The sequence below is a fragment of the Enterococcus sp. AZ079 genome (genome assembly GCF_050547255.1).
Taxonomy (GTDB): Bacteria; Bacillota; Bacilli; order Lactobacillales; family Enterococcaceae; genus Enterococcus_D; species Enterococcus_D casseliflavus.
In genome coordinates, this window is record NZ_CP172955.1 from 3,072,683 (window position 1) to 3,096,121 (window position 23,439).

The window sequence follows — 23,439 nt, forward strand, 5'->3', positions numbered from 1 at the left end:
TAGCTGTACCGCAAATAAAAGGATGAGACATATGAAAAGGGGCTTTCTGACCAAACGTCTTGCATTTCGACCTTGTTTAATTTACAATGTTTACCGGGAAAAGTCAATGTTTCTTGAAAATTACTCTTGCTTTTTTCACCTTTCTGTGATAAATTCAGATGGTATGAGCTGAAATAGCGCTCCAACATCAAGGCAAAGGAGGAAATAACCACATGGCTAAAGTTTGTTACTTTACTGGACGTAAAACTACAAGTGGAAACAATCGTTCTCACGCAATGAATGCGACAAAACGTACTGTGAAACCTAACTTGCAAAAAGTTCGCGTTATGATTGACGGAAAACCTAAAAAAGTTTGGGTGTCAACTCGTGCTTTGAAATCTGGAAAAGTTGAGCGCGTATAATTAGACCTTTTCGGCCGTTCGTTTTGAACGGCTTTTTTTGTACCCTTTTTTCTTTGGTGCGCTTTCACTTAGGTTTTCATTAAAGAAAACAGGTCTTTGTTTTTTTAATCGATTCACCTGTGGTAAACTAAGAAAAAATTGATAAAGAACAGGTGACTTCTTGTGACGAAAATAAAAACATTTGCCAAACAACATTGGCCTTATATGCTTGCTAGTTTCTGCTTGCCGTTTCTTATCATGGCAGTGATCTATTTGACCATCGGCATCTACCCTGGCAGCAGCCGCAGTGTCTTAGCCAGTGATGCCTTTTCACAATTCTCAAACTTTCATGCCAGCTTTCGCAATATGCTTTTAGGCAAGCAAAGTATCTTTTATACATGGAACGCCTCTTTAGGCTTGAATTATCTGGCACTGATCTCCTATTACTTAGGCGGGATCTTCACTCCTCTGGTCTTGTTTTTCCCAAATCAGCTGATGCCAGATGCGTTGTACTTCTTGACCTTGATCAAGATCGGCAGCGCGGGCTTGGCGTTTTGGTTTTATGCCAGCCAAACCTTTAAGATCCAACGTTGGCAGCATGTGACCTTAGCTGTCTGTTATGCCTTGATGTCCTTCATCACCGCCCATTCGGAACTGATCATGTGGCTTGATGCCATGATCTATCTACCGCTAGTGATTTTAGGTATTGACCGTTTAGTGAAAAAGAAAAAACCAGTCGTGTTATTTATCAGTTATCTGCTGTTATTTTTATCCAGTTTTTACATGGGCTTTATGATCGGTCTCTTTTCCGTGATGTATTTCTTGGTTCAGTTGGGCCGCAACTGGAAGCAAGCTCGGGGGGCGATCATCCCATATGGCATCACCTCCTTGTTAGCTGGCGGCGCCTCAATGGTAATCATCTTACCTGCCTTATTGGATTTGCGCTCAAACGGGGAAGAATTAACAACGATTTCTTCCTTTAAAACCGAAGCCACCGATGTCTTTGATCTCGTGATGAAAAACATGATCGGTGTTTACGATACGACAAAATACGGCTCCATTCCCTTCATCTATATCGGTTTATTGCCGTTGCTGTTGTGTATTTTATATTTTGTTTCGAAGAAAATCCGCTTGAAGGATAAATTCTTATACGCTGGCATGTTTGCTGTTTTGATCGCCAGTTTTTATATCGTGCCGATGAATCTTTTTTGGCACGGGATGCATGCCCCAAATATGTTCCTTTTCCGCTATGCCTATTTGTTCTCCTTCTTAGTGATCATGCTGGCGGGATACGGGTGGGAGCAGCTGCAGCAAAAAGATCGCGGCTTGTTTCTCATTATTGGTCTTTCTACGATCGTGGTGTTTGCCCTCTCCTACGCATTGAAAGGACCTGGAACCTATGAATATGTTTCCGCTACTTCTTTTGCGCTAACGATCGTATTCTTTGTTCTTTACTTGTTATGTATTGGGTTCGGGCAATTAGGTCTTTTAACACAAAAACGAGTGACGATCTTGATGCTAATCTTCGTCTGCGGAGAAATGGCCGTCAATACGAGCGGCATGGTTCGCGGAATTTTGAATGATTGGAACTATGCTTCTCGCAGTTTGTATACAGAACCTTATCCGGACATCAAAAAACTAGTCACTCAAGCCAACGAAGACAATGATACCTTTTTCCGATTAGAAAACCTTGATCCTGTTTCTTCCAACGACAGTATCAATTATGGCTACAGCGGTGTCAGCATGTTTTCTTCGATCCGTAACCGCAATTCCTCAAGCTACCTGGATAAGCTGGGCTTTCGGTCCCGCGGCACCAATTTAAATATCCGCTATCCGAATAATACCTTGCTGATGGATGCTTTTACAGGGATCAAATACAATATCTCCAAGCCAAATCTCACCAAATACGGCTTTCAACGTGTGGGGGAATCTGGTGAATACAAGCTTTATGAGAATCAAAATGCGTTACCGCTAGGTTTCTTGGCTGAACCAACCATTGAATCGATTGATCAGCCGCAAAATGACAACTTGACGAGCCAGAAAAATCTTTTCAATGGCTTGGCGGATTTAAATTTAGAGTATTTTGCCTTTCAGCCGATCACGGTGATCCATAGTAAAAATACAGATATCACCAATGACGGCATGTATATGAAATTTACCGAGCAAGAAAGCAATGTCGCAAAAGAAGTGACTTGGCAAGTGGAGGTTCCAGCGAACTCGCAAGCATACTTGAGTCTTTTCCCTGCCAACTTTGGGGAATTGGAAAGCTCATCTGCCACCGTGACAGTCAACGGTCAGCAGCGAGAAACGCAAATCAGTATCAACGGTCAATACTACGACTTAGGGCACTATGAGACCGATACGACGGTTCAATTCACCGTCAGCTTCTACGGAACGCCTGAAATCTCCTTCCAAAACCCGCAAGTCGTGACCTTGGATACCAACGCTTACCAACAAGCAATTGATGCGATCCAAGATCGAGGGGTCGCTATGACGGTCGGCAAACGCAGTGCCAAAGCCGATATCACGACTGAAAAAGAGCAGCAGCTTGTAACGACCATCCCTTATGACAAGGGCTGGACTGCTACGCTTGACGGCAAAGAAGTTCCAATCACCGCCTTTCAAGACGGCTTTATCAGTGTGACGATCCCAAGTGGCACCCATCACTTGGAACTGTCCTTCTTGCCGCAAGGCTTTGTTATCGGTGTTTGCTTGTTCTTCGGCTGCATCGCATTGTTTATCCTGTTTGCTTGGTTTTACCAGAAACAAGTAGCCAAAAAGCAAGTTTTAGACGACCAACGTCAACTCATGGATCAACCACCAGAAACCTAATCGAAAAAGAACCAACTCGTCTTTTTGAGGCGCTCCCCATAAGTTAGAGCAAACGCTGACTTATGGTTGTCGCTCAATGATCGGTGAGTTTGGTTCTTTTTTTGTGCTGGCGTTCCACAGTTGTTCGCTCTAGTGGCCTTAGCCTCCACTACCGACTAGGTCCCCTTCGATGCGGGGCCAAATGCCTAGCCCGTTAGCCCTTAGAGCGTTTAGCGGAACATAAGATAACTGTTAGGTTCTTCCGCATTTTTCTTGATGGAGTGCAACGATCGCTCCCATAATTTAACCATTTTGGTTTGTTTCAAGACGCGAAAGATCGAAAGCCCTTGGTCGATTTTCAACAGTCCTTTTTCTTGATCGCCATAAATATACCAGTACCACCCTTGATAGCAAAGAAGATGCGTGCTGTTTAGCATATCTCCGCGATCTGCCAATAATTCCTCTGCAATGGTCAACACCTCTTTTGCCCACTCCAGGCGGCGAAAATTGACAAACGTCGTAAAACAACTAAAAATCAAATCCATTTGAATTTCTCGCATCAAGGACAAGCCTTGTTCTTTTTTGGTGCGGGAAATAGCGATCTGCAGTAAGTGATAGGAGGTTTCGACAGGAAACAAGAATTGAAAATACCGAAACAGTAAAATCTCATAAACGCCCCAGTTGTCTACTTTCGTAAGGTAGGAAATGACGGGGCGAGTTTTGGTGCGCAGCTTTTCCATGTAGTCACCAGAAGAGTGATTGGGTTTAAGACCTGAGAGATTGATTTCATGTATCTCCTTTGTGATCTCAAGGTACAGAAAAACAAAAGAATGCTGTTTGGAAGCGGCGATCAGTTCGCTGCGCATTTCCTCCAGCCCTTCTTTGCTTCGCTGGGCGTGGACGTTACTCAAGTAAGCTTCTTTGTTGATCCCTAAAATTCGATCCAGTAAATCCATAAATTCGCTCGTCATATAGCTGGGGAAGCTCATCAGGTTGTCGTGACTTTTTATGCCTTTTTGCTGCGCACGTAAATAATAAAACTCCTCCACCGTAACATGGATATTTTCTAATAAGCGTTCCAATCGATGAATACTGATACTTGAAGCACCTTGCTCAAATTTACTGATAAACGAGCGACTGTTTTGTTCATCCGCCACTTGAGCGATCGTATAGCCGCGCTCTTTGCGCAATTGTCGGTACAGTTTTCCTTCTTCCATAACCATCCTCCTAGCGATCAGTCTGCAAACGCCAAACCAATCTTGCTTTGCGAATGAAGCTCTGCCATTAAATGCTACTATTTTAGATTCAAATCTAGATTCAAATTTAGATTCAACCTTATAAAATGTTGAGGAACAAAATCTACGATCCCCTATTTACATACCACTCTTTTAGCTGTTAGCCACTCGTGACAGTAACCTCTGGTACGCTCCTGGTACATTTAAATTCCACTATAGTGGATTATTTTCTCTTCTTAGTATAAAGCATCCTATACTGGTTTTACAACGTAGAACGTGAAAGGATGATTTCGATGAAAGAATATCAACAAAACAAAGGCTATCGTGCCTTAGTCAACGCCGCCTTACTCAGTGGCATCGGCATGAGTTTATTTAATATCGTGTTCGTGGTTTACGCCAGTACATTACCCTTTAATGCCCTTGCTGTTTCCTTAGCCTCCATGGCACTGCTGATCCCTGATCTCTTACGGATCCTGACCGGCTATCTAGCCGATCGTACCAAAAACAAAGTGCAATGGATGATCAGCAGTCGACTATTACAAGGAGTCCTTTTTGTGGCACTCGCTTTTTTGATCCAACTGCCGCCTAGTTTATGGTCTTTCTTCCTTTTGCTAGGCATCAACATTGTATCTGATTGTTTGGGCGCTTATTGTTCTGGGTTACAGCTGCCCTTTGTTCGCCGTCTTGTGCCTGCTGATTCCTTAGACAGTGCCATGGGCTTTCAAATGGCGTGTCAAACCACCGTTCAAATCGTCTTTCAAGGCATCGGTGCTTGGGGGATCATTTTACTGAATAATAATTTTGCGGCTTTTGGTTTGATCAATGCCGTGACGTTTTTCTTAGCCGCCATCGTGATCTTCTGGAACCGCTCGCTCTTTTATGCGGTGCCTGGGAAAATCAATCAAGCACCAACACCACTCTTTCAGAATTTCTCGGAAACCTTTAAATTATTGACTGGTACAGCTTTTCTTAAAAAGATGATCCTCTTTGCCTTACTGATCAATACCTTAGCTGCTAGCACGAGCGGTCTACTAAATCTCCAGCTGTTGGATGACCTTGCGCTTTGGTTTGCCACTTATGGCAACACCGTTGCGATGGCAGGCATCGCCACTTCCATCGGCATGGTCGCTGGCGCCTTGTTTGCTGCCGACTGGTTCAAAAATACTGGTCTGGTTCGCTTGATTGCGTATACCTCCTTCGTTTTATGTCTATTGACCTTGAATTTTCTCTTCCTGCATAATCGTTGGCTCATGATTGTGCTGCTCTTTGCTGAAGGCTATCTGATTGGAAAAATCAATCCTCGCTTTTCGGCACATCTGATTCGTGAGATCGATGAAGAACATCTCGCCATCAGCAGCGGGATCTTTTCCACCATTGTGATGCTAGGGGGACCCGTCGGTCAAATGGTCTTTTTAGGCATCGGCAATCGCTATCACGTTGCTTGGAGCTGGCTGCTTTACTTGCTTTTTGCATTTTTAGTAGCGATCGCTGCCTTAGTCGCTGCCAGTACCTTAGAAAAAACACCCACCACTGCTGCGCCTAAAAATGCTGCGGAAAGGACTGAAGATTGGCAAGAAACTGCCCCTGTTTTGCCTGAGAAAAAATAAAAACACAAGCTTTCGCTTTCTCTTTTTGGACAAGAGCAGCGAAGCTTGTGTTTTTCCTTATTCATAGGCAACGTGAACCAAATACAATCCTTCTGGATGAGCTGTGGGACCTGCTGCATTTCGGTCTTTTTGCGCAATGATCGCAGGAATACTGTCAGGTGCGAGTCGTCCATTGCCGATTTTCAACAATGTGCCCACCATGATTCGGATCATCTTGTACAAAAATCCATCGCCGCGAAAGGTGAAAATCAACTCATCTCCAGCGTCATTGACCGCCATGGACGCCTCATGGATCGTCCGTGTTTTGTCATCGACGGAACTGCCCGTCGCGCAAAAACTGGTAAAGTCATGGGTGCCTAAAAAATCTGGCAACGCTCGTTGGATTTTTTCCAAATCTAGCGGATACGGATAATAGCTGGCATAATGGCGACGGAAAGGACTGCGAGGTTTCCCAATGTCTACTCGAAACTGGTAGGTTTTTTCAACGACTAAGTAGCGGGCATGGAAGGTATCGTCAACGATCTCCACCGATTTTACCGCAACATCTTCTGGCGTTTGGGTATCTAAACCAAAGCGCATTTTTTCCAGTGGGCGCTTTTGAGGGAAATCGAAGTGGATCACTTGTCCTTGCGCATGGACCCCCGCATCGGTGCGGCCAGAGCCATGAATCTGAATCGGCTGACCATTGTTCATCTTCGTTAATGTCTTTTCAATCTCTTCTTGAACCGTTCTGCCATTGGGTTGACGTTGAAATCCTTGAAAATTCGTGCCATCATAAGCGATCGTCGCTTTATAGCGGACCATTGAATCACCTGTTTCTTTCTATTTTTTCAAAAAAAGGCCTATGAGAAAAGTCTGATCGGTCGACAGGCCTTTTCGAACCAGCCGCTGGGATCGCCAGCAGCCTCGATGCTTCGTTAAGAACCTTTCGTGGGTTGACTTCAATCATAGGTCTTCGATTATCCTCTTAAGAACACTAACGCTACTGTAAAGAGCGCAAAAACGATGACAACCAATGTGTCCCGTTGATGCCAATGTAAAATCCGATACTTGGTACGCCCTTCGCCGCCTTGATAGCCTCTGGCTTCCATAGCGGTAGCTAGATCTTCCGCACGGTTAAAGCTGCTGACAAATAAAGGAATCAATAAAGGAACGATCGCCTTCATCTTCTGCAACAGTCCCCCTTCGCCGAAATCGACCCCGCGGGCACGCTGAGCATTCATAATTTTTTCTGTTTCATCCATCAAGGTTGGCACAAAGCGCAACGCGATCGACAGCATCAGTGAGATTTCATGGACAGGGAAACGGATCGCTTTTAACGGACGCAAAATGTATTCGATCGCATCTGAAAGCTCTAATGGAGGCGTCGTTAACGTCAACAAGGTCGACATGAAAATGATCAAAACAAAACGGCAAAAAATAAAAATCCCGTTTTGGACACCAAATTCTGTGATGTTAAAGATCCACCAAGACCAGTAGACGTCGCCGCCGGTAGTAAATAAAATCTGTAACGCCACAGTAAATAAAATCAGCCAAATCAAAGGACGCACGCCTCGAATAAAGAAGCCAAAATCGATTTTTGAAAAGGAGATACAAAAGAGCGTAAAAGCACCCGCTAATAAATAGCTTTGCCAATTATTCGCCAAAAAGATAATCGCGATAAAATAAAAACTAGCAATCAATTTGACTCGTGGATCTAAACGGTGGATCAAGGAGTCCCCAGGAATAAAACGACCGAAAATCAGTTTATTCATCATGGGCAGTCGCCCCCTTTGCTACTAAAACATCCGCCAGCTCATCAGCTGTTAGCGGCAACTGCTCAAATGCCAATCCTCTGGCTTGTAGTTGCTCCGCAAATGCGGTTGCTGTCGGTACCCCCAACTGCTTTTCTTGCAGCCAGGCAGTATCTTGAAACACAACGGACGGCGTGCCTGCTTTGACGAGACGTCCTTTTTCTAACACATAGACATAATCAGCATAGTTTGCCACATCATCCATCAAGTGGGTCACTAAAATGATCGTCATGTTCTTTTCCCGATGCAGGCGATCAAACATTTCCATCATCTCTTTGCGTCCTTGTGGATCTAAGCCAGCTGTCGGCTCGTCTAAGACCAAAACTTCTGGTTCCATAGCCAAGACCCCAGCAATCGCTACACGGCGCATTTGGCCCCCTGAAAGGTCAAATGGTGAACGTTCCAGAAAACTTTCATCTAAACCTACCAATTGAATGTATTCTTGGGCTAAACCTTTGGCTGCTTCTTCGGAGACCCCAAAGTTTTTCGGTCCAAAAGCGATATCTCTCGCAACAGTTTCCTCAAATAATTGGGATTCAGGAAATTGAAAAACGATCCCGACTTTTTTACGTAACGGTTTTAGATTTTTGTTGTCTGTCTCGGGTTTGATGACTCGCTCACCGATCGTGACCGTACCAGTCGTTGGTTTTAATAATGCATTCAAGTGCTGCAACAACGTAGATTTTCCGCTACCCGTATGACCGACTAAGGCGGTATAAGAGCCTTCTTTGATCTCTAAATCGATATCGAACAAAACCCGCTGTTCAAACGGAGAATGCGGTTGGTAGGTGAATCCTACTTGTTCAAAACGGATGTCCATAGCCAATCCACCATCCCTTCTTCAGTTAAGTACGCTTGCGGTACCGTGACGCCCCGCTGTTTTAGTGCCGCCTTTAATTTTTCAGGAAACGGCAGATCTAAGCCTAGCTCAATCAGTTCCGGACCTGCAGAAAAAATCTCTGCTGGTGTCCCTTCGCGGACGAGCTTTCCTTGACGCATCACCAGCACCCGATTGGCGTTGGCTGCTTCATCGATATCATGGGTGATCGAAAGCACGGTCAAATTGTTTTTCTCTTTGATTTTTTTGATCGTTGCGATCACTTCTTCACGACCTTCTGGATCTAGCATACTAGTGGCTTCATCAAGAATGATGATATCTGGGCGCAATGCAACTACGCCAGCAATGGCTACCCGCTGTTTTTGACCACCAGAAAGACGCGCGGGTTCCCGGGTCGCAAACTCGCTCATCCGTACTTGTTCCAGAGCGTCTTTGACACGAACCAGCATTTCTTCTCGCGGGATTCCTTGATTTTCCAAACCGAAAGCCACATCATCTTCCACCGTCGAACCAACGAATTGATTGTCAGGGTTTTGAAAGACCATACCGACCATTTTTCGAATATTCCAGATATTTTCTTCATTCAAAGGCAATTCGCCGACAGAAACACTGCCTTCTTGTGGCAAGATCAAGCCATTGATGGTTTTTGCTAAAGTTGATTTACCAGAGCCGTTATGGCCGATCAACGCCACCCATTCCCCTTTGTTGATGGAAAAGGATACGTTATTTAACGCGGCACGCTCTTCTTCGCTATAACGCACAGTAATAGCATTCAATTCAATGATTGGCTTCATGATAGACTCCTTCATTTGCGATTAATTCTTTCTAACACTACCAAAAAAGCGCACGTTTTTCAATGATTCACGCACGATTTGTCTCCAGATCTTTTTTTCACTTGCCATTACCTGTCTTGACAGGTAATCGAAAGTAAAAAAAAAGCACTTTATGATGAGTGCGTACACCTCGAAATACATCGAGGTGTAGGCGCTGAGCTAGACTCGGAAAGTTTCTTCCAACATCATAACACTCTTAGTAAACATCTATAAAGTGATGATAAGTGTGATTTTAAACAAGTTCTAGGATAACCATTGGTGCAGCATCTCCGCGTCTTGGTTCTGTTTTCAAGATACGAGTATATCCACCTTGGCGATCTGTGTAACGAGGAGCGATATCATTGAATAATTTTTGTAATGCTGATTCAATAACTACTTCTTCGTTTTCTTCACGTACACTTGCAACTTCATTACGAACGAATGCTGCTGCTTGACGACGTGCATGCAAATCACCACGTTTACCTAAAGTGATCATTTTTTCTGCAGTTGAACGAACTTCTTTCGCACGAGCTTCAGTCGTAACGATACGTTCGTTAATGAATAAATCAGTTGTCAAATCACGCAACATCGCTTTACGTTGGCTAGATGTGCGTCCTAGTTTACGATAACTCACGTGGTTTCCCTCCTTCACTTTCGAATGTTGTATCGGTCAGACGAACCGAACTAACGTAATCGAAAACGGTTTAATCGTCTTTACGTAGTCCTAAACCTAAATCATGTAATTTCACTTTGACCTCTTCAAGAGATTTACGGCCTAAGTTTCTTACTTTGATCATTTCTGGTTCAGATTTGTTTGTCAATTCTTGTACAGTATTGATTCCTGCACGTTTTAGACAGTTGTATGAACGAACAGATAAGTCTAATTCTTCGATCGTCATTTCCAACATTTTTTCTTTTTGTGTTTCTTCTTTCTCAACCATGATTTCAGCGTTTTTCGCTTCATCCGTTAGGTTAACAAAGATGTCTAAATGTTCAGTCATGATCTTCGCAGACAAACTCATTGCTTCCAATGGTTCGATTGAGCCATCAGTCCATATTTCCATCGTTAATTTGTCGAAATCATCCCGACGACCGACACGTGTGTTTTCTACTTGGTAGTTGACACGACGTACTGGTGTATAGATTGAATCGACTGGAAGAACGCCGATCGGCATGTCTTCTTTTTTGTTTTCGTCCGCTTGAACGTAGCCGCGGCCAGGTTTCACTGTTAAGCGAGCATGGAACGTAGCACCTTCAGAAACGGTACAGATATACATATCTTTGTTAAGGATTTCTACATCACTATCAACGATGATATCGCCAGCAGTTACTGTAGCAGGTCCTGAAATATCAATTTCAAGGGTCTTTTCTTCATCCCCGTACATTTTCAATGCAAGACCTTTAATATTCAAGATGATTTGAGCAACGTCTTCCCGAACACCCTTAACAGTTGAGAATTCGTGTAAAACTCCATCGATTTGAATATTGGTGATTGCCGCACCAGGTAAAGAAGATAATAAAATACGACGTAGGGAATTTCCTAGTGTAGTTCCGTAGCCTCTTTCAAGAGGTTCCACGATGAACTTGCCATAATCTTTGTCTTCATCAATCTTTGCGATTCTTGGTTTTTCGAATTCAATCATTCTTATCTATTACCCCTTTCAAAACGAAAAGTGTCTTGTTCAATGACGTATTTGTTACACTCAAAATGAGCAGCACTCATTAAACACGACGGCGTTTTGGAGGGCGGCATCCATTATGAGGGACTGGAGTCACGTCACGGATCGCACTCACTTCCAAACCTGCTGCTTGTAATGAACGAATTGCTGCTTCACGTCCAGAACCAGGTCCTTTAACTGTTACTTCAACAGTTCTTAATCCGTGTTCCATTGCTGCTTTGGTAGCTGTTTCTGCTGCCATTTGAGCGGCAAAAGGAGTAGATTTTTTGCTTCCTTTGAAACCTAATGAACCAGCTGATGACCATGCTAATGCATTACCATGAGTATCAGTGATCATTACGATTGTATTATTGAATGTTGAGTGAATATGTGCAATACCCGCTTCAATATTCTTTTTCACACGGCGTTTACGACTCACTTTTTTTGCTGCCATGAAGTTTTAACCTCCTTCACTTAGGAATTATTTTTTCTTGCCTGCGACTGTTTTAGACGGGCCTTTACGAGTACGTGCATTGTTTTTCGTGTTTTGTCCACGAACTGGCAATCCACGGCGATGACGGATTCCACGGTAAGAACCGATTTCCATCAATCGTTTGATGTTTAAGTTCACTTCACGACGAAGGTCACCTTCAACTTTTAATTTATCAACTTCCGCACGGATAGCATCTGTTTGTTCATTCGTTAAATCACGAACGCGAACTTCTTCAGACACGCCAGCGTCAGCTAAAATTTGTTTTGCAGTCGTGTTACCAATACCATAGATATAAGTAAGTGAAACGACCACACGTTTATCACGAGGAATATCTACTCCTGCAATACGAGCCATATTTGTTACACCTCCGATTATCCTTGACGTTGTTTATGTTTTGGATTTGCTGGGCAAATCACCATAACGCGTCCTTTACGACGAATTACTTTACAATGTTCGCACATTGGTTTTACTGATGGTCTTACTTTCATGATAATACCTCCTGTGGTTTTACGGAGTACAATTATTTAAAGCGATAAGTAATGCGGCCACGGTTCAGATCATACGGGGATAATTCCACCGTCACTTTGTCTCCAGGTAAAATACGAATGTAGTGCATCCGGATCTTACCAGAAACGGTCGCTAGAACTTGGTGTCCGTTTTCCAATTCTACTTTAAACATTGCATTCGGCAAAGTTTCGACGACTGTACCTTCGACTTCAATCATATCTTCTTTTGCCACGCACAGTACCTCCTTGTACTTGTGATTTTCACACGATAAAATGGCGGAAACTCGGTTCCCACCTGATATTCTCAAACTATGCTCCTACTTAATAAAAAGTAGAAGTCGGACTGACATATTCTATCATATCCTGTCAAAGATTTCAAGAGAAAGTTTTAAGCTGCAAGTTGGACTCGGGCAATCTATGATTAGTCAATGATCTTTTGAACATCTTCGAATACAGCGTCGATGTCGCGATCCCCATCAATCGATTGCAATAACCCTTTGTCTTTGTAATAAGTCAAAATTGGTTCACTGCTTTTGATATTGACAGCTAGACGATTTTTGACCGTCTCAGGCTTATCATCTTCACGTTGGTAGAAGTCATGACTTCCACAACGATCACATGTTCCTTCCTCTTTTGGAGGATTGAACAATTTATGATAAGTTGCCCCACAATTGCGGCACATGAAGCGGCCGGCTAAACGTTCTACAAGAACTTCTTCAGGAACATGAATATCAATAACGGCATCAAGTTTTTTGTTAAGGTCAGCTAGCATCTCATCTAACGCTTTTGCTTGATCCAATGTACGAGGAAAACCATCTAATAAGAAACCTTTCTCGGTATCAGGTTCAGCTAAACGTTCTTTAACGATCCCATTTGTAACCTCATCAGGAACTAATGCGCCTTGATCCATGTATGATTTTGCTTTAAGGCCTAGTTCTGTTTCGTTCGCCATCGCAGCCCGAAACATATCGCCTGTTGAAATATGAGGAAGACCGTATTCAGCAACGATACGTTCTGCCTGAGTACCTTTTCCAGCACCAGGTAATCCCATTAAAATGAAGTTCATTCTAATTCCTCCTGTAAGTTTTTGAATAGTGTTGAGGAAATCCTCAACACTTCAATAACTTTAATTGATGAAACCAGTATATTTCCGTTTCAGCATAAGCCCTTCTAACTGCTTGGCAGTATCAAGTGCCACACCGATAATGATCAATAGACTCGTTCCACCTAGACCGATCGATTGCGGTAGATTCCAAGCCATCTGAGCGATGATTGGAAGTAAAGCAACCAATCCTAAAAAGATCGATCCAACCGTGCTTAATCGCATCAACAAACGTGATACATATTCTTCGGTTCCTTTACCAGGACGCACACTCGGAATGTAACTTCCTTGTTTTTGCAAGTTTTCCGCTAATTTCTCAGGGTTCACTTGAACAAATGCGTAGAAGAAAGTAAACGCAACGATCAAGACAGTATAGATGATCGCACCCGGTACAGTGTTGTAACTAAAGATCGTTTGCACCACTTCGTACCAAGTTTCTCCTCTATATGAACTACCTAATGCTTGAATGATCGCATTTGGTGTTGTAATAAAAGAACTGGCAAAGATAACTGGGATAACCCCGGCAGCATTTACTTTCAAAGGAAGGTAACTGCTGGTAGGCGCTCCTGCTACCCGTTTTGTATATTGGATCGGAATCTTGCGTTCTGCTTGTTGAACATACGTTACTAAAGTAATGACGATCAACACAGCGATCACAAGCAGCGCCATAAAGATAGCATTTAGCCAGATATCCGATTGATCCACGTTAATGAAGTAATCTTCAATCAATTCTTTGATGCTTGCTGGTAAGCGTGAAATGATCCCTGCAAAGATGATCATTGACACACCGTTTCCGATACCACGCTCGGTGATCTGCTCTCCTAACCAAGTGACTAACATCGTTCCGGCTGTTAAAATCAGACCGATCACGATATAGGTTGCCATATTAGGATTGTTTACAAACCCGAGTTGAGTGTAATAGTTAAATCCAGCCGTTAATGTCATGGATTGGACAAAGCCCAATACCAACGTCAAGTAACGTGTTGCCTGATTTAGTTTCTTACGACCCACTTCACCTTGCTTCGACCATTCAACAAATTTAGGGACGATATCCATCTGCAACAACTGAATAACAATTGAGGCAGTGATGTAAGGCGAAACCCCCATCGAGAAAATCGAAAATTGTTGCATGGCGCCACCACTTACCAAGTTTAACATGTTTAAAAATGGTAGATCTGCGATGGTGTTTAGGCGACTTGCGTCTACGCCTGGCACAGTAATATGTGTTCCCAGACGAAAGACAAACAAGATTAAGACGGTGAACAATATTCTGGATCTAATATCCTTAACCTTAAAGGCATCCTTCAATAGTCTGATCATTAGATCACCTCGATTGATCCACCAGCAGCAACGATTGCTTCTTCAGCTGCTTTTGAGAATTTAGCTGCTTTCACAGTCAATTTCTTCGTTAATTCTCCGTTAGCTAATACTTTGATTCCTGCTTTTTCGTCTTTGACGATTCCAGCTTCGTGTAAAGCAACAGGTGTTACTTCAGCACCGTCTTCAAAGCGGTTCAAGACATCAAGATTGATGACTGCATATTCTTTGCGGTTCACATTTGTAAAGCCACGTTTTGGTAAACGACGGAACAATGGTGTTTGTCCACCTTCGAATCCTAGACGTACTCCGCCGCCTGAACGAGCTTTTTGACCTTTTTGTCCACGTCCAGCTGTTTTACCGTTACCAGATGAAGTTCCTCGACCGACACGGTTACGTACTTGGCGTGAGCCTTCTGATGGTTTTAATTCATGAAGTTTCATAGGTTTGGCACCTCCTTAATCAAACTAGATCTGCTGATCCTTAGACCTCTTCAACGTCCACTAAGTGAGAAACAGTGTTAACCATGCCTTTGATTGCATCATTAGCAGGTTTTACAACTGTTGAATTCAACTTTGTAAGACCTAACGCTTTTACAGTATCACGTTGGTTTTGGGGACGTCCGATAATACTGCGTTTTAAAGTAATTTTCAATTCAGCCATTATAGTGTCCTCCTTAACCGATTAATTCTTCTACTGATTTGCCGCGAAGTGCTGCCACTTCTTCAGCGCGTTTTAATTGTTTTAAACCTTCAACTGTTGCGCGAACAACGTTGATTGGTGTGTTAGAACCTAAAGATTTAGATGTGATATCAGCTACCCCAGCTAATTCCAATACGGCACGAACTGGTCCACCAGCAGCTACCCCAGAACCTTCTACAGCAGGTTTCATAAGGATGCGTCCGCCGCCGAATACACCGATAACTTCGTGAGGGATTGTAGAACCAACCATTGGTACTTCCACCAAGTTTTTCTTCGCGTCTTCGATTGCTTTACGGATTGCTTCTGGTACTTCTTGTGCTTTACCAGTACCGAAACCTACGTGTCCGTTTTTGTCACCGACAACAACTAATGCAGCAAAACGTAGACGACGTCCACCTTTAACAACTTTAGTTACACGGTTGATCGCAACAACGCGGTCTTCTAATTCCAAATGTTTTGGATCAATATAAACCATGAATGGTGTTCCTCCTTCTCTTAAAATTCCAGTCCATTTTCGCGAGCTGCTTCAGCTAAAGCTGCTACACGGCCATGGTAAAGGTATCCACCACGGTCAAAGACTACTACTTTAATACCTTTTGCTGCTGCACGTTCTGCGACTAATTTACCGACAGCTTGTGCTTGTTCAGTTTTTGTTGCACCTGAAACTTCTTTGTCTAAGGCAGAGGCACTTGCTAGCGTCACACCCGCTACGTCATCAATTACTTGTGCGTAGATGTTTTTGTTCGAACGGAACACGTTTAAGCGTGGGCACTCAGCAGTACCAGAGATTTTGTTACGTACACGACGATGTCTTTTCTGACGTGTCTTGTTTTTATCTGGTTTTGTAATCACAATTTGTCACCTCTTTTAATTTTGCTAGCCTAAGCTGCTAGTCGTAAAGAATTACGACTATTTACCAGTTTTACCTTCTTTACGGCGTACAAATTCGCCAACATAACGAATTCCTTTGCCTTTGTAAGGTTCTGGAGGACGAACGCCACGGATATTGGCAGCCAATTCGCCTACGACTTCTTTATCTGATCCTTTAACGATCACAGAAGTATTTGAAGGAACTTCGATTTCGATTCCAGCTGGCGCTTCGATTTCAACTGGATGAGAGTAACCAACGTTCAATACAAGTTTTTTCCCTTGTAATTGAGCACGGTACCCAACCCCGATTAATTCTAACGCTTTTTGGAAACCTTCAGAAACACCAACAACCATGTTGTTGAAGTTTGCACGGGTAGTTCCGTGGATAGTTTTCATTTCTTTACTATCATTTGGACGAGTGAATGTTACTTCGTTTCCTTCGATATTCATTGTGATATCAGAAGAGAAAGTACGTGTTAATTCACCTTTAGGTCCTTTAACTGTAATGTCGTTTCCGTTTTGCTTGATTTCAACACCAGCAGGAAGAACGACGATCTTATTACCGATACGACTCACTTAGAGGCACCTCCTTGTGGAATATTTTAAATTACCATACATAAGCGACTACTTCGCCGCCAACATTTTTTGCTCTAGCTTCTTTGTCAGTGATTACACCGTCAGAAGTTGAGATAATCGCGATTCCTAGACCATTCAATACTTTTGGTACTTCGTCAGCTTTGACATAAGCACGCAAGCCTGGTTTAGAGATACGTTTTAAGTTTGTGATAACACGTTCACCGTTTTTACCGTATTTAAGAAATACGCGGATCACGCCTTGTTTGTCATCTTCAATGTATTCAACATCGCGGACGAAACCTTCACGTTTCAAGATTTCAGCGATATCACGTTTGATTTTTGAAGCAGGTACTTCTAGGCTTTCGTGTTTAACCATGTTTGCGTTACGCACGCGCGTTAGAAAATCTGCAATTGGATCTGTCATGACCATGGGATAATTTACCTCCTTTATGCGAGTATAGTTTACCAGCTAGCTTTCTTCACGCCGGGAATTTGTCCTTTATAGGCAAGTTCGCGGAAGCAAATACGGCAAAGATGAAATTTACGATAAACTGAATGTGGACGTCCGCAACGTTCACAACGAGTGTATTCTTGCGTTGAGAATTTAGCAGGGCGTTTGTTTTTAGCAATCATTGATTTTTTAGCCACGTAGTTCGCCTCCTTTTTTTATTTTTGGAATGGCATGCCTAATTGTGTCAACAATTCACGAGATTCTTCATCTGTGTTTGCTGTTGTTACAATCACGATATCCATACCACGTACTTTGTCGATCAAATCATAATCTACTTCAGGGAAAATCAATTGTTCTTTGATACCTAAAGTGTAGTTTCCGCGTCCGTCGAACGCTTTTTTGCTCACACCGTGGAAGTCACGGACACGTGGCAATGACACACTTACTAGTTTATCTAAGAATTCATACATTCTTTCGCCGCGTAGTGTTACTTTCGCACCGATTGGCATTCCTTCACGTAAACGGAATCCTGCGATAGATTTTTTCGCTTTTGTGATCAATGGTTTTTGACCTGAGATCAATTGTAATTCTTCAACAGCTTTGTCTAAGTTTTTAGCATTAGAAACAGCGTCACCGACACCCATGTTGATAACGATTTTATCAACTTTTGGTGCTTCCATGATTGAGCTGTAGTTAAATTTGTCCATTAATGATGGGACAACTTCTTTTGAATATTTTTCTTTAAGGCGGTTCATCTGTTAGCCCCTCCTTCCTTCATCAGATTATTTATCAAGAACTTCTCCGGTTTTCTTAGAAACGCGGACTTTTTTGCCGTCAACTTCTTTGTAACCGACACGCGTAGCTTCACCGTTCGATGGATCAACCACCATCACGTTAGAAACATGAATTGGTGCTTCCATTTCAACGATTCCGCCTTGAGGAGCAGTTTGAGAAGGTTTTTGGTGTTTTTTGACAACATTGACACCTTCAACAACGACTTTGTCTTTTTTAGGAAACGCTGCTAGCACAACGCCTTCTTTGTTTTTGTCTTTACCAGTGATAACTTTAACTTTATCGCCTTTTTTAACAAACATGTTTGTTTCGCACCTCCTTTAGATAAGAATCACTATTACAATACTTCTGGTGCTAGGGAAACGATCTTCATAAAGTTGCCTTCACGCAATTCGCGGGCAACTGGGCCAAAGATACGAGTTCCACGAGGGCTCTTATCGTCACGGATAATAACCGCAGCATTTTCATCGAATTTGATGTATGAACCGTCTGTACGACGAGCTCCTGATTTAGTACGAACGATAACGGCTTTAACGACGTCACCTTTTTTGACAACCCCACCTGGCGTTGCTTGTTTAACCGTAGCAACAATCACGTCACCAATATTGGCAGTTTTACGACCAGATCCGCCAAGGACTTTGATCGTTAGAATTTCACGGGCACCTGAGTTGTCCGCCACTCTTAATCGGCTTTCTGCTTGGATCACGATGTGTATCCTCCTTTCAGATTTTGCAATTCACAATCTATATAGGAAAATCTCGTGTGATTAGATAATCACTGCCTTTTCAACAATCTCTACTAGACGGAAACGTTTCGTAGCTGATAATGGACGAGTTTCCATAATTTTCACGATATCGCCAACTTTTGCTTCGTTGTTTTCATCGTGTGCTTTGTATTTCTTAGAATAGTTCAGACGTTTGCCGTAGATAGGGTGGTTTTTCTTTGTTTCAACGACAACAGTGATAGTTTTATCCATTTTGTCTGATACCACGCGACCTTGGTAAACTTTGCGTTGATTTCTTTCTTCAGTCATACGCTAAATGGCCTCCTTCCACTATTACTTAGCTTGTTCACGCAATACTGTTTTAATGCGTGCAATCGATTTACGTACTTCTTTGATACGTGCAGTGTTTTCTAATTGACCTGTTGCTAATTGGAATCTAAGATTGAACAATTCTTCTTTCAATTGTTTTTCTTGATCTAGCATTTCGGCAGTGGTTAATTCTCTGATTTCTTTAACCTTCATTCGATTCACCACCCATTTCCTCACGTTTTACGATCTTCGTTTTCACTGGTAATTTGTGAGAAGCAAGACGTAGCGCTTCGCGCGCAACTTCTTCAGGTACACCGGCAATTTCAAACATGATTTTACCACGTTTAACTGGTGATACCCATCCTTCAGGAGCCCCTTTACCAGAACCCATACGTACCCCGATAGCTTTGGCAGTATAAGATTTGTGAGGGAAAATTTTGATCCATACTTTCCCGCCACGTTTCATATAACGAGTCATTGCGATACGGGCAGCTTCGATTTGACGGTTTGTGATCCAGTGTGATTCAACAGCTTGTAAGCCGTATTCACCGAATGCTACTTCTTTTCCGCCTTTCGCTTCGCCACGCATTTTTCCGCGGAACTCACGACGGTGTTTTACACGTTTAGGTACTAACATGTTTATTTCCCTCCTTTCTCAGTGTTCTTTTTAGTTGGAAGAACTTCTCCACGATAAATCCACACTTTAACTCCTAGTTTTCCGTATGTTGTATCTGCTTCTTCCCATGCGTAATCAATGTCCGCACGTAATGTATGAAGTGGAACGGTTCCTTCTGAGTAACCTTCTGAACGAGCGATATCCGCACCATTTAGACGGCCAGAAACTTGTGTTTTGATTCCTTTAGCGCCAGAACGCATTGTGCGTTGGATCGCTTGTTTTTGAGCACGACGGAAAGCAACACGGTTTTCTAATTGACGTGCGATTCCTTCGCCTACTAATTTAGCATCTAAATCTGGTTTTTTGATTTCAACGATGTTGATGTGAACTCGTTTGCCAGTTAGGCTATTTAATTCTTTTCTTAGGTTTTCGACTTCAGATCCGCCTTTACCGATAACCATACCTGGTTTAGCTGTGTGGATTGAAATATTCACGCGGTTTGCTGCACGCTCGATCTCAACTGTAGACACAGCGGCATCAGCAAGTTTAGATGCGATAAATTTACGGATTTTCAAATCTTCATGTAGAAATTCAGCATACTCTTTTTCAGCATACCATTTAGCATCCCAGTCACGGATGATGCCTACACGCATTCCAATTGGATGTACTTTTTGACCCACTGATTGTCCCTCCTTATTTTTCTGATACGACTACAGTAATATGACTTGTACGTTTGTTGATCGGTGAAGCTGAACCTTTCGCACGTGGACGGAAACGTTTCATCGTTGGTCCTTCGTTTACGAATGCTTCAGAAACAATCAAGTTTTCAACATCTAAGTCAAAATTATTTTCTGCATTGGCAATAGCTGACATCAAGACTTTCTCGATGATTCCAGCTGCTTTATTTGGTGTGAACTTTAAGATCGCGATTGCTTCAGCAACGCTTTTCCCTCTGATTAAGTCAATAACTAGACGAGATTTACGAGGAGAAACGCGGACTGTTTTAGCAGTTGCTTTCGCTGATGTGATTTGTTCTGCCATTTTTGGATATCCTCCCCTCAAAATTAGCGTCTTGTTTTCTTATCATCGGCAGCATGTCCGCGATAAGTTCTTGTTGGTGCAAATTCACCTAATTTGTGTCCTACCATGTCTTCTTGGATGTAAACTGGTACATGTTTCCGTCCATCATACACAGCAATTGTAAATCCGATAAAATTAGGGAAAATTGTAGAACGACGTGACCAAGTTTTGATCACTTTTTTCTTTTCAGCGCCTTCTTGTGCTTCGACCTTTTTCATCAAATGGTCATCGACAAAAGGTCCTTTTTTCAAACTACGACCCATGGTGTACCTCCTCTCAAAATGTGCGACACACGGTCAAGTATATTACTTAGTTTTACGACGACGAACGATAAGTTTGTCTGATTTTGCTTTTTTGTTACGTGTTTTGTAACCAAGTGCAGGTTGTCCCCAAGGAGAAACTGGTGCTTTACGTCCGATTGGTGCTTTACCTTCACCACCACCGTGTGGGTGATCATTAGGGTTCATTACGCTACCACGTACAGTTGGGCGTTTGCGCATCCAACGAGAACGACCGGCTTTACCGATGTTGATCAATTCGTGTTGTTCATTACCAACAGAACCGATTGTTGCACGACATGATGCTAAGATCATCCGTACTTCACCAGAGTTCAAGCGGATCAATACGTATTTGCCTTCTTTACCAAGTACTTGAGCACTTGTTCCAGCTGAACGAATCAATTGTCCACCTTTACCAGGTTTCATTTCGATGTTGTGGATAACAGTACCGACTGGAATGTTTTCTAGTGGTAATGCATTCCCTACTTTAATATCTGCATCTGGACCAGAAACGACAGTCATGCCAACTTCTAATCCTTTAGGTGCTAAGATGTATGCTTTTACTCCATCCTCGTAATGTACTAACGCAATGTTAGCAGAACGGTTTGGATCATATTCAATCGTTTTAACCGTAGCAACGACGTTGTCTTTGTTACGTTTGAAATCGATCAAACGGTATTGACGTTTGTGACCGCCACCTTGATGACGAACCGTGATACGTCCGTTGTTGTTACGACCAGCATTGTTTTTCAAAGGAGCTAACAATGTTTTTTCTGGTGTTGAAGTTGTGATTTCAGCGAAATCAGAACTTGTCATATTACGACGGCCGTTCGTGGTAGGTTTGTACTTTTTAATCGCCACGTCTTTTTCCCTCCCATGTAAAGTTTATGCGTGAGTTGCTTATTCAGCAGCTTCGAAAATTTGGATTTCTTTAGAATCTTCAGTTAAAGTCACAACAGCTTTGCGACGTTTTTTTGTATATCCTGCATATTTACCCATGCGTTTGAATTTCGGACGAACGTTGATGATGTTCACGTTTGCCACTTTCACTCCGTCAAAGGCAGCTTCTACAGCTTGTTTTACTAAAGTTTTGTTAGCTTTTGTGTCCACTTCAAAAGTGTATTTCTTGTCATCCATGGCAAGCATTGATTTTTCAGTGATCACTGGGCGTTTAATAACGTCTAGTAAGTTCATTATGCAAGCACCTCCTCGATCTGAGTAAGAGCAGTTTGTGTCACTAACATTTTGTCGTTAGAAACGATGTCTAAAACACTAATGTTATCAGCAGTAACTACAGAAACTTTTGGCAAGTTGCGCGCAGATAAAGCGGCAAAGTCGTTTTCAGATTCTAAAACTACCAATACTTTAGAGTCAATTGTCAAGTTAGCTAAAACTTGTTTGAATTCTTTTGTTTTTGGAGCATCAAAGCTTAACCCTTCTACTGCTACCAAGTTATTTGAAGCAACTTTTTCTGACAATACAGATTTCATTGCTAAGCGACGAACTTTTTTAGGAAGTTTGTAGCTATATGAACGTGGTGTTGGTCCGAAGACTACGCCACCTCCACGCCATTGTGGTGAACGGATTGAACCTTGACGGGCACGTCCAGTTCCTTTTTGGCGCCATGGTTTACGGCCACCGCCACGAACGGCACTGCGGTTTTTCACAGCGTGTGTTCCTTGTCTTAATGAAGCGCGTTGCATGATGATTGCATCATAGACAACTGATTCATTTGGTTCGATTCCGAAGATTTCTTCGTTCAATGTAATTTCGCCATTTTGGCTTCCATCTTGTTTGAATAATGCTACATTCGGCATTCCTTAGTTCCTCCTTTCTTCCTATCTACTTATTTAGCTTTCACAGCTGATTTGATTGTAATCAATGATTTTTTCGCGCCAGGTACATTACCTTTGATCAAGATAACGTTGCGTTCTGCGTCTACGCGCACGATTTCCAAGTTTTGGATCGTGATGCGATTTCCGCCCATACGTCCAGCAAGACGTTTGTTTTTGAATACACGGTTAGGTGCAACTGGACCCATTGATCCAGGACGACGGTGGTAACGAGAACCGTGAGCCATTGGTCCGCGGCTTTGTCCGTGACGTTTGATAACGCCTTGGAATCCTTTACCTTTCGAAGTGCCGGTTACATCGATGATGTCTCCTGCTTCAAAAATATCAACTTTGATTTCTGATCCTACTTCTAAGCCCTCTAGCTCTACATTCTTGAATTCGCGAATGAAGCGCTTAGGAGCCGTGTTTGCTTTTGCAACATGACCTTTCGCAGGTTTGTTAGACAAAACTTCACGCATATCTTGGTAGCCGACTTGAATTGCTTCGTAGCCGTCATTTTCGATTGTTTTCACTTGTAGCACTACGTTTGGTGTAGCTTCTACTACAGTTACTGGAATCAATTCGCCAGATTCAGTGAAGATTTGAGTCATTCCCACTTTTTTCCCTAAGATTCCTTTGGTCATGATTACACCTCCA

At 42.7% G+C, this 23,439-nt stretch carries 36 protein-coding genes; 3 read left to right on the forward strand and 33 right to left on the reverse strand.

The window, feature by feature from the left end:
* Window positions 1–212 precede the first annotated feature (212 nt).
* The gene (rpmB, locus tag IGJ15_RS14540) at window positions 213–401 is read left to right on the forward strand and encodes a 50S ribosomal protein L28 (RefSeq protein ID WP_003128045.1); all 189 of its coding nucleotides are present in this window, start codon (window positions 213–215) and stop codon (window positions 399–401) included.
* A 162-nt stretch (window positions 402–563) separates the two neighbouring features.
* Entirely contained in the window at window positions 564–3,212 is a 2,649-nt protein-coding gene (locus tag IGJ15_RS14545; protein ID WP_081116102.1) for a YfhO family protein, read from the forward strand.
* Window positions 3,213–3,421: 209 nt separating this feature from the next.
* Here the strand turns inward: IGJ15_RS14545 and IGJ15_RS14550 are convergent, their stop codons facing one another.
* Window positions 3,422–4,408: an Rgg/GadR/MutR family transcriptional regulator gene (locus IGJ15_RS14550; RefSeq protein ID WP_010748619.1), complete on the reverse strand. Its 987-nt coding sequence runs from the start codon at window positions 4,406–4,408 to the stop codon at window positions 3,422–3,424.
* A gap of 311 nt (window positions 4,409–4,719) precedes the next feature.
* Between IGJ15_RS14550 and IGJ15_RS14555 the strand changes: the two genes are divergently transcribed.
* Window positions 4,720–6,033, forward strand: a complete 1,314-nt coding sequence (locus tag IGJ15_RS14555; protein WP_081116104.1) for an MFS transporter — start codon at window positions 4,720–4,722, stop codon at window positions 6,031–6,033.
* Window positions 6,034–6,090: 57 nt separating this feature from the next.
* Here IGJ15_RS14555 and truA read toward each other — a convergent pair whose 3' ends face one another.
* From truA to rplC, 32 genes are all read right to left on the reverse strand, one after another.
* The gene (truA, locus tag IGJ15_RS14560; protein WP_010748617.1) at window positions 6,091–6,837 is read right to left on the reverse strand and encodes a tRNA pseudouridine(38-40) synthase TruA; all 747 of its coding nucleotides are present in this window, start codon (window positions 6,835–6,837) and stop codon (window positions 6,091–6,093) included.
* A 155-nt stretch (window positions 6,838–6,992) separates the two neighbouring features.
* Entirely contained in the window at window positions 6,993–7,790 is a 798-nt protein-coding gene (locus tag IGJ15_RS14565; RefSeq protein ID WP_005227113.1) for an energy-coupling factor transporter transmembrane component T family protein, read from the reverse strand.
* Window positions 7,780–8,646 (reverse strand): energy-coupling factor ABC transporter ATP-binding protein, encoded by an 867-nt coding sequence (locus IGJ15_RS14570; protein WP_005232516.1) that lies wholly within the window; start codon window positions 8,644–8,646, stop codon window positions 7,780–7,782. The genes IGJ15_RS14565 and IGJ15_RS14570 overlap by 11 nt, the downstream gene beginning before the upstream one ends.
* Window positions 8,622–9,458, reverse strand: coding sequence for an energy-coupling factor ABC transporter ATP-binding protein (locus IGJ15_RS14575; protein ID WP_010748616.1), 837 nt, complete (start codon window positions 9,456–9,458; stop codon window positions 8,622–8,624). Before IGJ15_RS14575 ends, IGJ15_RS14570 begins: the two co-directional genes overlap by 25 nt.
* Window positions 9,459–9,729: 271 nt before the next feature.
* On the reverse strand, window positions 9,730–10,110 hold the full coding sequence (gene rplQ, locus IGJ15_RS14580; protein WP_003128038.1) for a 50S ribosomal protein L17: 381 nt from the start codon (window positions 10,108–10,110) through the stop codon (window positions 9,730–9,732).
* 70 nt (window positions 10,111–10,180) lie between these two features.
* Window positions 10,181–11,119, reverse strand: coding sequence for a DNA-directed RNA polymerase subunit alpha (locus IGJ15_RS14585; RefSeq protein ID WP_008376367.1), 939 nt, complete (start codon window positions 11,117–11,119; stop codon window positions 10,181–10,183).
* Window positions 11,120–11,198: 79 nt separating this feature from the next.
* Complete coding sequence (rpsK, locus tag IGJ15_RS14590) at window positions 11,199–11,588, reverse strand: 30S ribosomal protein S11 (protein ID WP_005227104.1); 390 nt, start codon at window positions 11,586–11,588, stop codon at window positions 11,199–11,201.
* A 27-nt stretch (window positions 11,589–11,615) separates the two neighbouring features.
* Window positions 11,616–11,981, reverse strand: coding sequence for a 30S ribosomal protein S13 (rpsM, locus tag IGJ15_RS14595; RefSeq protein ID WP_005227102.1), 366 nt, complete (start codon window positions 11,979–11,981; stop codon window positions 11,616–11,618).
* 17 nt (window positions 11,982–11,998) lie between these two features.
* A complete protein-coding gene (rpmJ, locus tag IGJ15_RS14600; RefSeq protein ID WP_002288710.1) occupies window positions 11,999–12,115 on the reverse strand; it encodes a 50S ribosomal protein L36 in 117 nt (38 codons plus the stop codon).
* A 32-nt stretch (window positions 12,116–12,147) separates the two neighbouring features.
* Window positions 12,148–12,366: a translation initiation factor IF-1 gene (infA, locus tag IGJ15_RS14605; RefSeq protein WP_002288695.1), complete on the reverse strand. Its 219-nt coding sequence runs from the start codon at window positions 12,364–12,366 to the stop codon at window positions 12,148–12,150.
* A 188-nt stretch (window positions 12,367–12,554) separates the two neighbouring features.
* On the reverse strand, window positions 12,555–13,199 hold the full coding sequence (locus IGJ15_RS14610; RefSeq protein WP_005227100.1) for an adenylate kinase: 645 nt from the start codon (window positions 13,197–13,199) through the stop codon (window positions 12,555–12,557).
* A 60-nt stretch (window positions 13,200–13,259) separates the two neighbouring features.
* The gene (gene secY, locus IGJ15_RS14615) at window positions 13,260–14,555 is read right to left on the reverse strand and encodes a preprotein translocase subunit SecY (RefSeq protein ID WP_005227099.1); all 1,296 of its coding nucleotides are present in this window, start codon (window positions 14,553–14,555) and stop codon (window positions 13,260–13,262) included.
* Window positions 14,555–14,995, reverse strand: coding sequence for a 50S ribosomal protein L15 (gene rplO, locus IGJ15_RS14620; RefSeq protein ID WP_003128016.1), 441 nt, complete (start codon window positions 14,993–14,995; stop codon window positions 14,555–14,557). Before rplO ends, secY begins: the two co-directional genes overlap by 1 nt.
* Before the next feature lie 40 nt (window positions 14,996–15,035).
* Entirely contained in the window at window positions 15,036–15,215 is a 180-nt protein-coding gene (rpmD, locus tag IGJ15_RS14625; RefSeq protein WP_003128015.1) for a 50S ribosomal protein L30, read from the reverse strand.
* Window positions 15,216–15,228: 13 nt separating this feature from the next.
* Window positions 15,229–15,729 carry a 30S ribosomal protein S5 gene (gene rpsE, locus IGJ15_RS14630; RefSeq protein WP_003128014.1) on the reverse strand — a complete coding sequence of 167 codons (501 nt, stop codon included), beginning with the start codon at window positions 15,727–15,729 and terminating at the stop codon, window positions 15,229–15,231.
* Window positions 15,730–15,749: 20 nt separating this feature from the next.
* The gene (gene rplR, locus IGJ15_RS14635) at window positions 15,750–16,106 is read right to left on the reverse strand and encodes a 50S ribosomal protein L18 (RefSeq protein WP_005227097.1); all 357 of its coding nucleotides are present in this window, start codon (window positions 16,104–16,106) and stop codon (window positions 15,750–15,752) included.
* Between the two features lie 57 nt (window positions 16,107–16,163).
* Window positions 16,164–16,700, reverse strand: a complete 537-nt coding sequence (gene rplF / locus IGJ15_RS14640; protein ID WP_005227095.1) for a 50S ribosomal protein L6 — start codon at window positions 16,698–16,700, stop codon at window positions 16,164–16,166.
* Window positions 16,701–16,731: 31 nt separating this feature from the next.
* Window positions 16,732–17,130, reverse strand: a complete 399-nt coding sequence (gene rpsH / locus IGJ15_RS14645) for a 30S ribosomal protein S8 (RefSeq protein ID WP_005227093.1) — start codon at window positions 17,128–17,130, stop codon at window positions 16,732–16,734.
* Window positions 17,131–17,162: 32 nt separating this feature from the next.
* Window positions 17,163–17,348, reverse strand: coding sequence for a type Z 30S ribosomal protein S14 (locus IGJ15_RS14650; RefSeq protein WP_003128010.1), 186 nt, complete (start codon window positions 17,346–17,348; stop codon window positions 17,163–17,165).
* An 18-nt stretch (window positions 17,349–17,366) separates the two neighbouring features.
* The gene (rplE, locus tag IGJ15_RS14655; RefSeq protein WP_005227088.1) at window positions 17,367–17,906 is read right to left on the reverse strand and encodes a 50S ribosomal protein L5; all 540 of its coding nucleotides are present in this window, start codon (window positions 17,904–17,906) and stop codon (window positions 17,367–17,369) included.
* Between the two features lie 27 nt (window positions 17,907–17,933).
* A complete protein-coding gene (gene rplX, locus IGJ15_RS14660) occupies window positions 17,934–18,245 on the reverse strand; it encodes a 50S ribosomal protein L24 (protein WP_003128007.1) in 312 nt (103 codons plus the stop codon).
* Between the two features lie 35 nt (window positions 18,246–18,280).
* A complete protein-coding gene (gene rplN, locus IGJ15_RS14665; protein ID WP_003128006.1) occupies window positions 18,281–18,649 on the reverse strand; it encodes a 50S ribosomal protein L14 in 369 nt (122 codons plus the stop codon).
* Window positions 18,650–18,709: 60 nt separating this feature from the next.
* A complete protein-coding gene (rpsQ, locus tag IGJ15_RS14670; protein ID WP_003128005.1) occupies window positions 18,710–18,976 on the reverse strand; it encodes a 30S ribosomal protein S17 in 267 nt (88 codons plus the stop codon).
* A 24-nt stretch (window positions 18,977–19,000) separates the two neighbouring features.
* Complete coding sequence (rpmC, locus tag IGJ15_RS14675) at window positions 19,001–19,189, reverse strand: 50S ribosomal protein L29 (protein ID WP_002288664.1); 189 nt, start codon at window positions 19,187–19,189, stop codon at window positions 19,001–19,003.
* On the reverse strand, window positions 19,179–19,613 hold the full coding sequence (gene rplP, locus IGJ15_RS14680) for a 50S ribosomal protein L16 (protein WP_005226918.1): 435 nt from the start codon (window positions 19,611–19,613) through the stop codon (window positions 19,179–19,181). The genes rpmC and rplP overlap by 11 nt, the downstream gene beginning before the upstream one ends.
* Window positions 19,614–19,615: 2 nt before the next feature.
* Window positions 19,616–20,272, reverse strand: coding sequence for a 30S ribosomal protein S3 (gene rpsC, locus IGJ15_RS14685; RefSeq protein WP_005226916.1), 657 nt, complete (start codon window positions 20,270–20,272; stop codon window positions 19,616–19,618).
* A 13-nt stretch (window positions 20,273–20,285) separates the two neighbouring features.
* On the reverse strand, window positions 20,286–20,633 hold the full coding sequence (gene rplV / locus IGJ15_RS14690) for a 50S ribosomal protein L22 (RefSeq protein WP_003127973.1): 348 nt from the start codon (window positions 20,631–20,633) through the stop codon (window positions 20,286–20,288).
* Between the two features lie 23 nt (window positions 20,634–20,656).
* On the reverse strand, window positions 20,657–20,935 hold the full coding sequence (gene rpsS, locus IGJ15_RS14695) for a 30S ribosomal protein S19 (protein ID WP_005226914.1): 279 nt from the start codon (window positions 20,933–20,935) through the stop codon (window positions 20,657–20,659).
* Between the two features lie 42 nt (window positions 20,936–20,977).
* Window positions 20,978–21,811 (reverse strand): 50S ribosomal protein L2, encoded by an 834-nt coding sequence (rplB, locus tag IGJ15_RS14700; protein WP_005226912.1) that lies wholly within the window; start codon window positions 21,809–21,811, stop codon window positions 20,978–20,980.
* 39 nt (window positions 21,812–21,850) lie between these two features.
* Window positions 21,851–22,144, reverse strand: coding sequence for a 50S ribosomal protein L23 (locus IGJ15_RS14705; RefSeq protein ID WP_005226911.1), 294 nt, complete (start codon window positions 22,142–22,144; stop codon window positions 21,851–21,853).
* Complete coding sequence (gene rplD / locus IGJ15_RS14710; protein WP_005226910.1) at window positions 22,144–22,767, reverse strand: 50S ribosomal protein L4; 624 nt, start codon at window positions 22,765–22,767, stop codon at window positions 22,144–22,146. The genes IGJ15_RS14705 and rplD overlap by 1 nt, the downstream gene beginning before the upstream one ends.
* Window positions 22,768–22,796: 29 nt before the next feature.
* Window positions 22,797–23,426, reverse strand: coding sequence for a 50S ribosomal protein L3 (gene rplC, locus IGJ15_RS14715; RefSeq protein WP_003127967.1), 630 nt, complete (start codon window positions 23,424–23,426; stop codon window positions 22,797–22,799).
* Window positions 23,427–23,439: the final 13 nt, after the last annotated feature.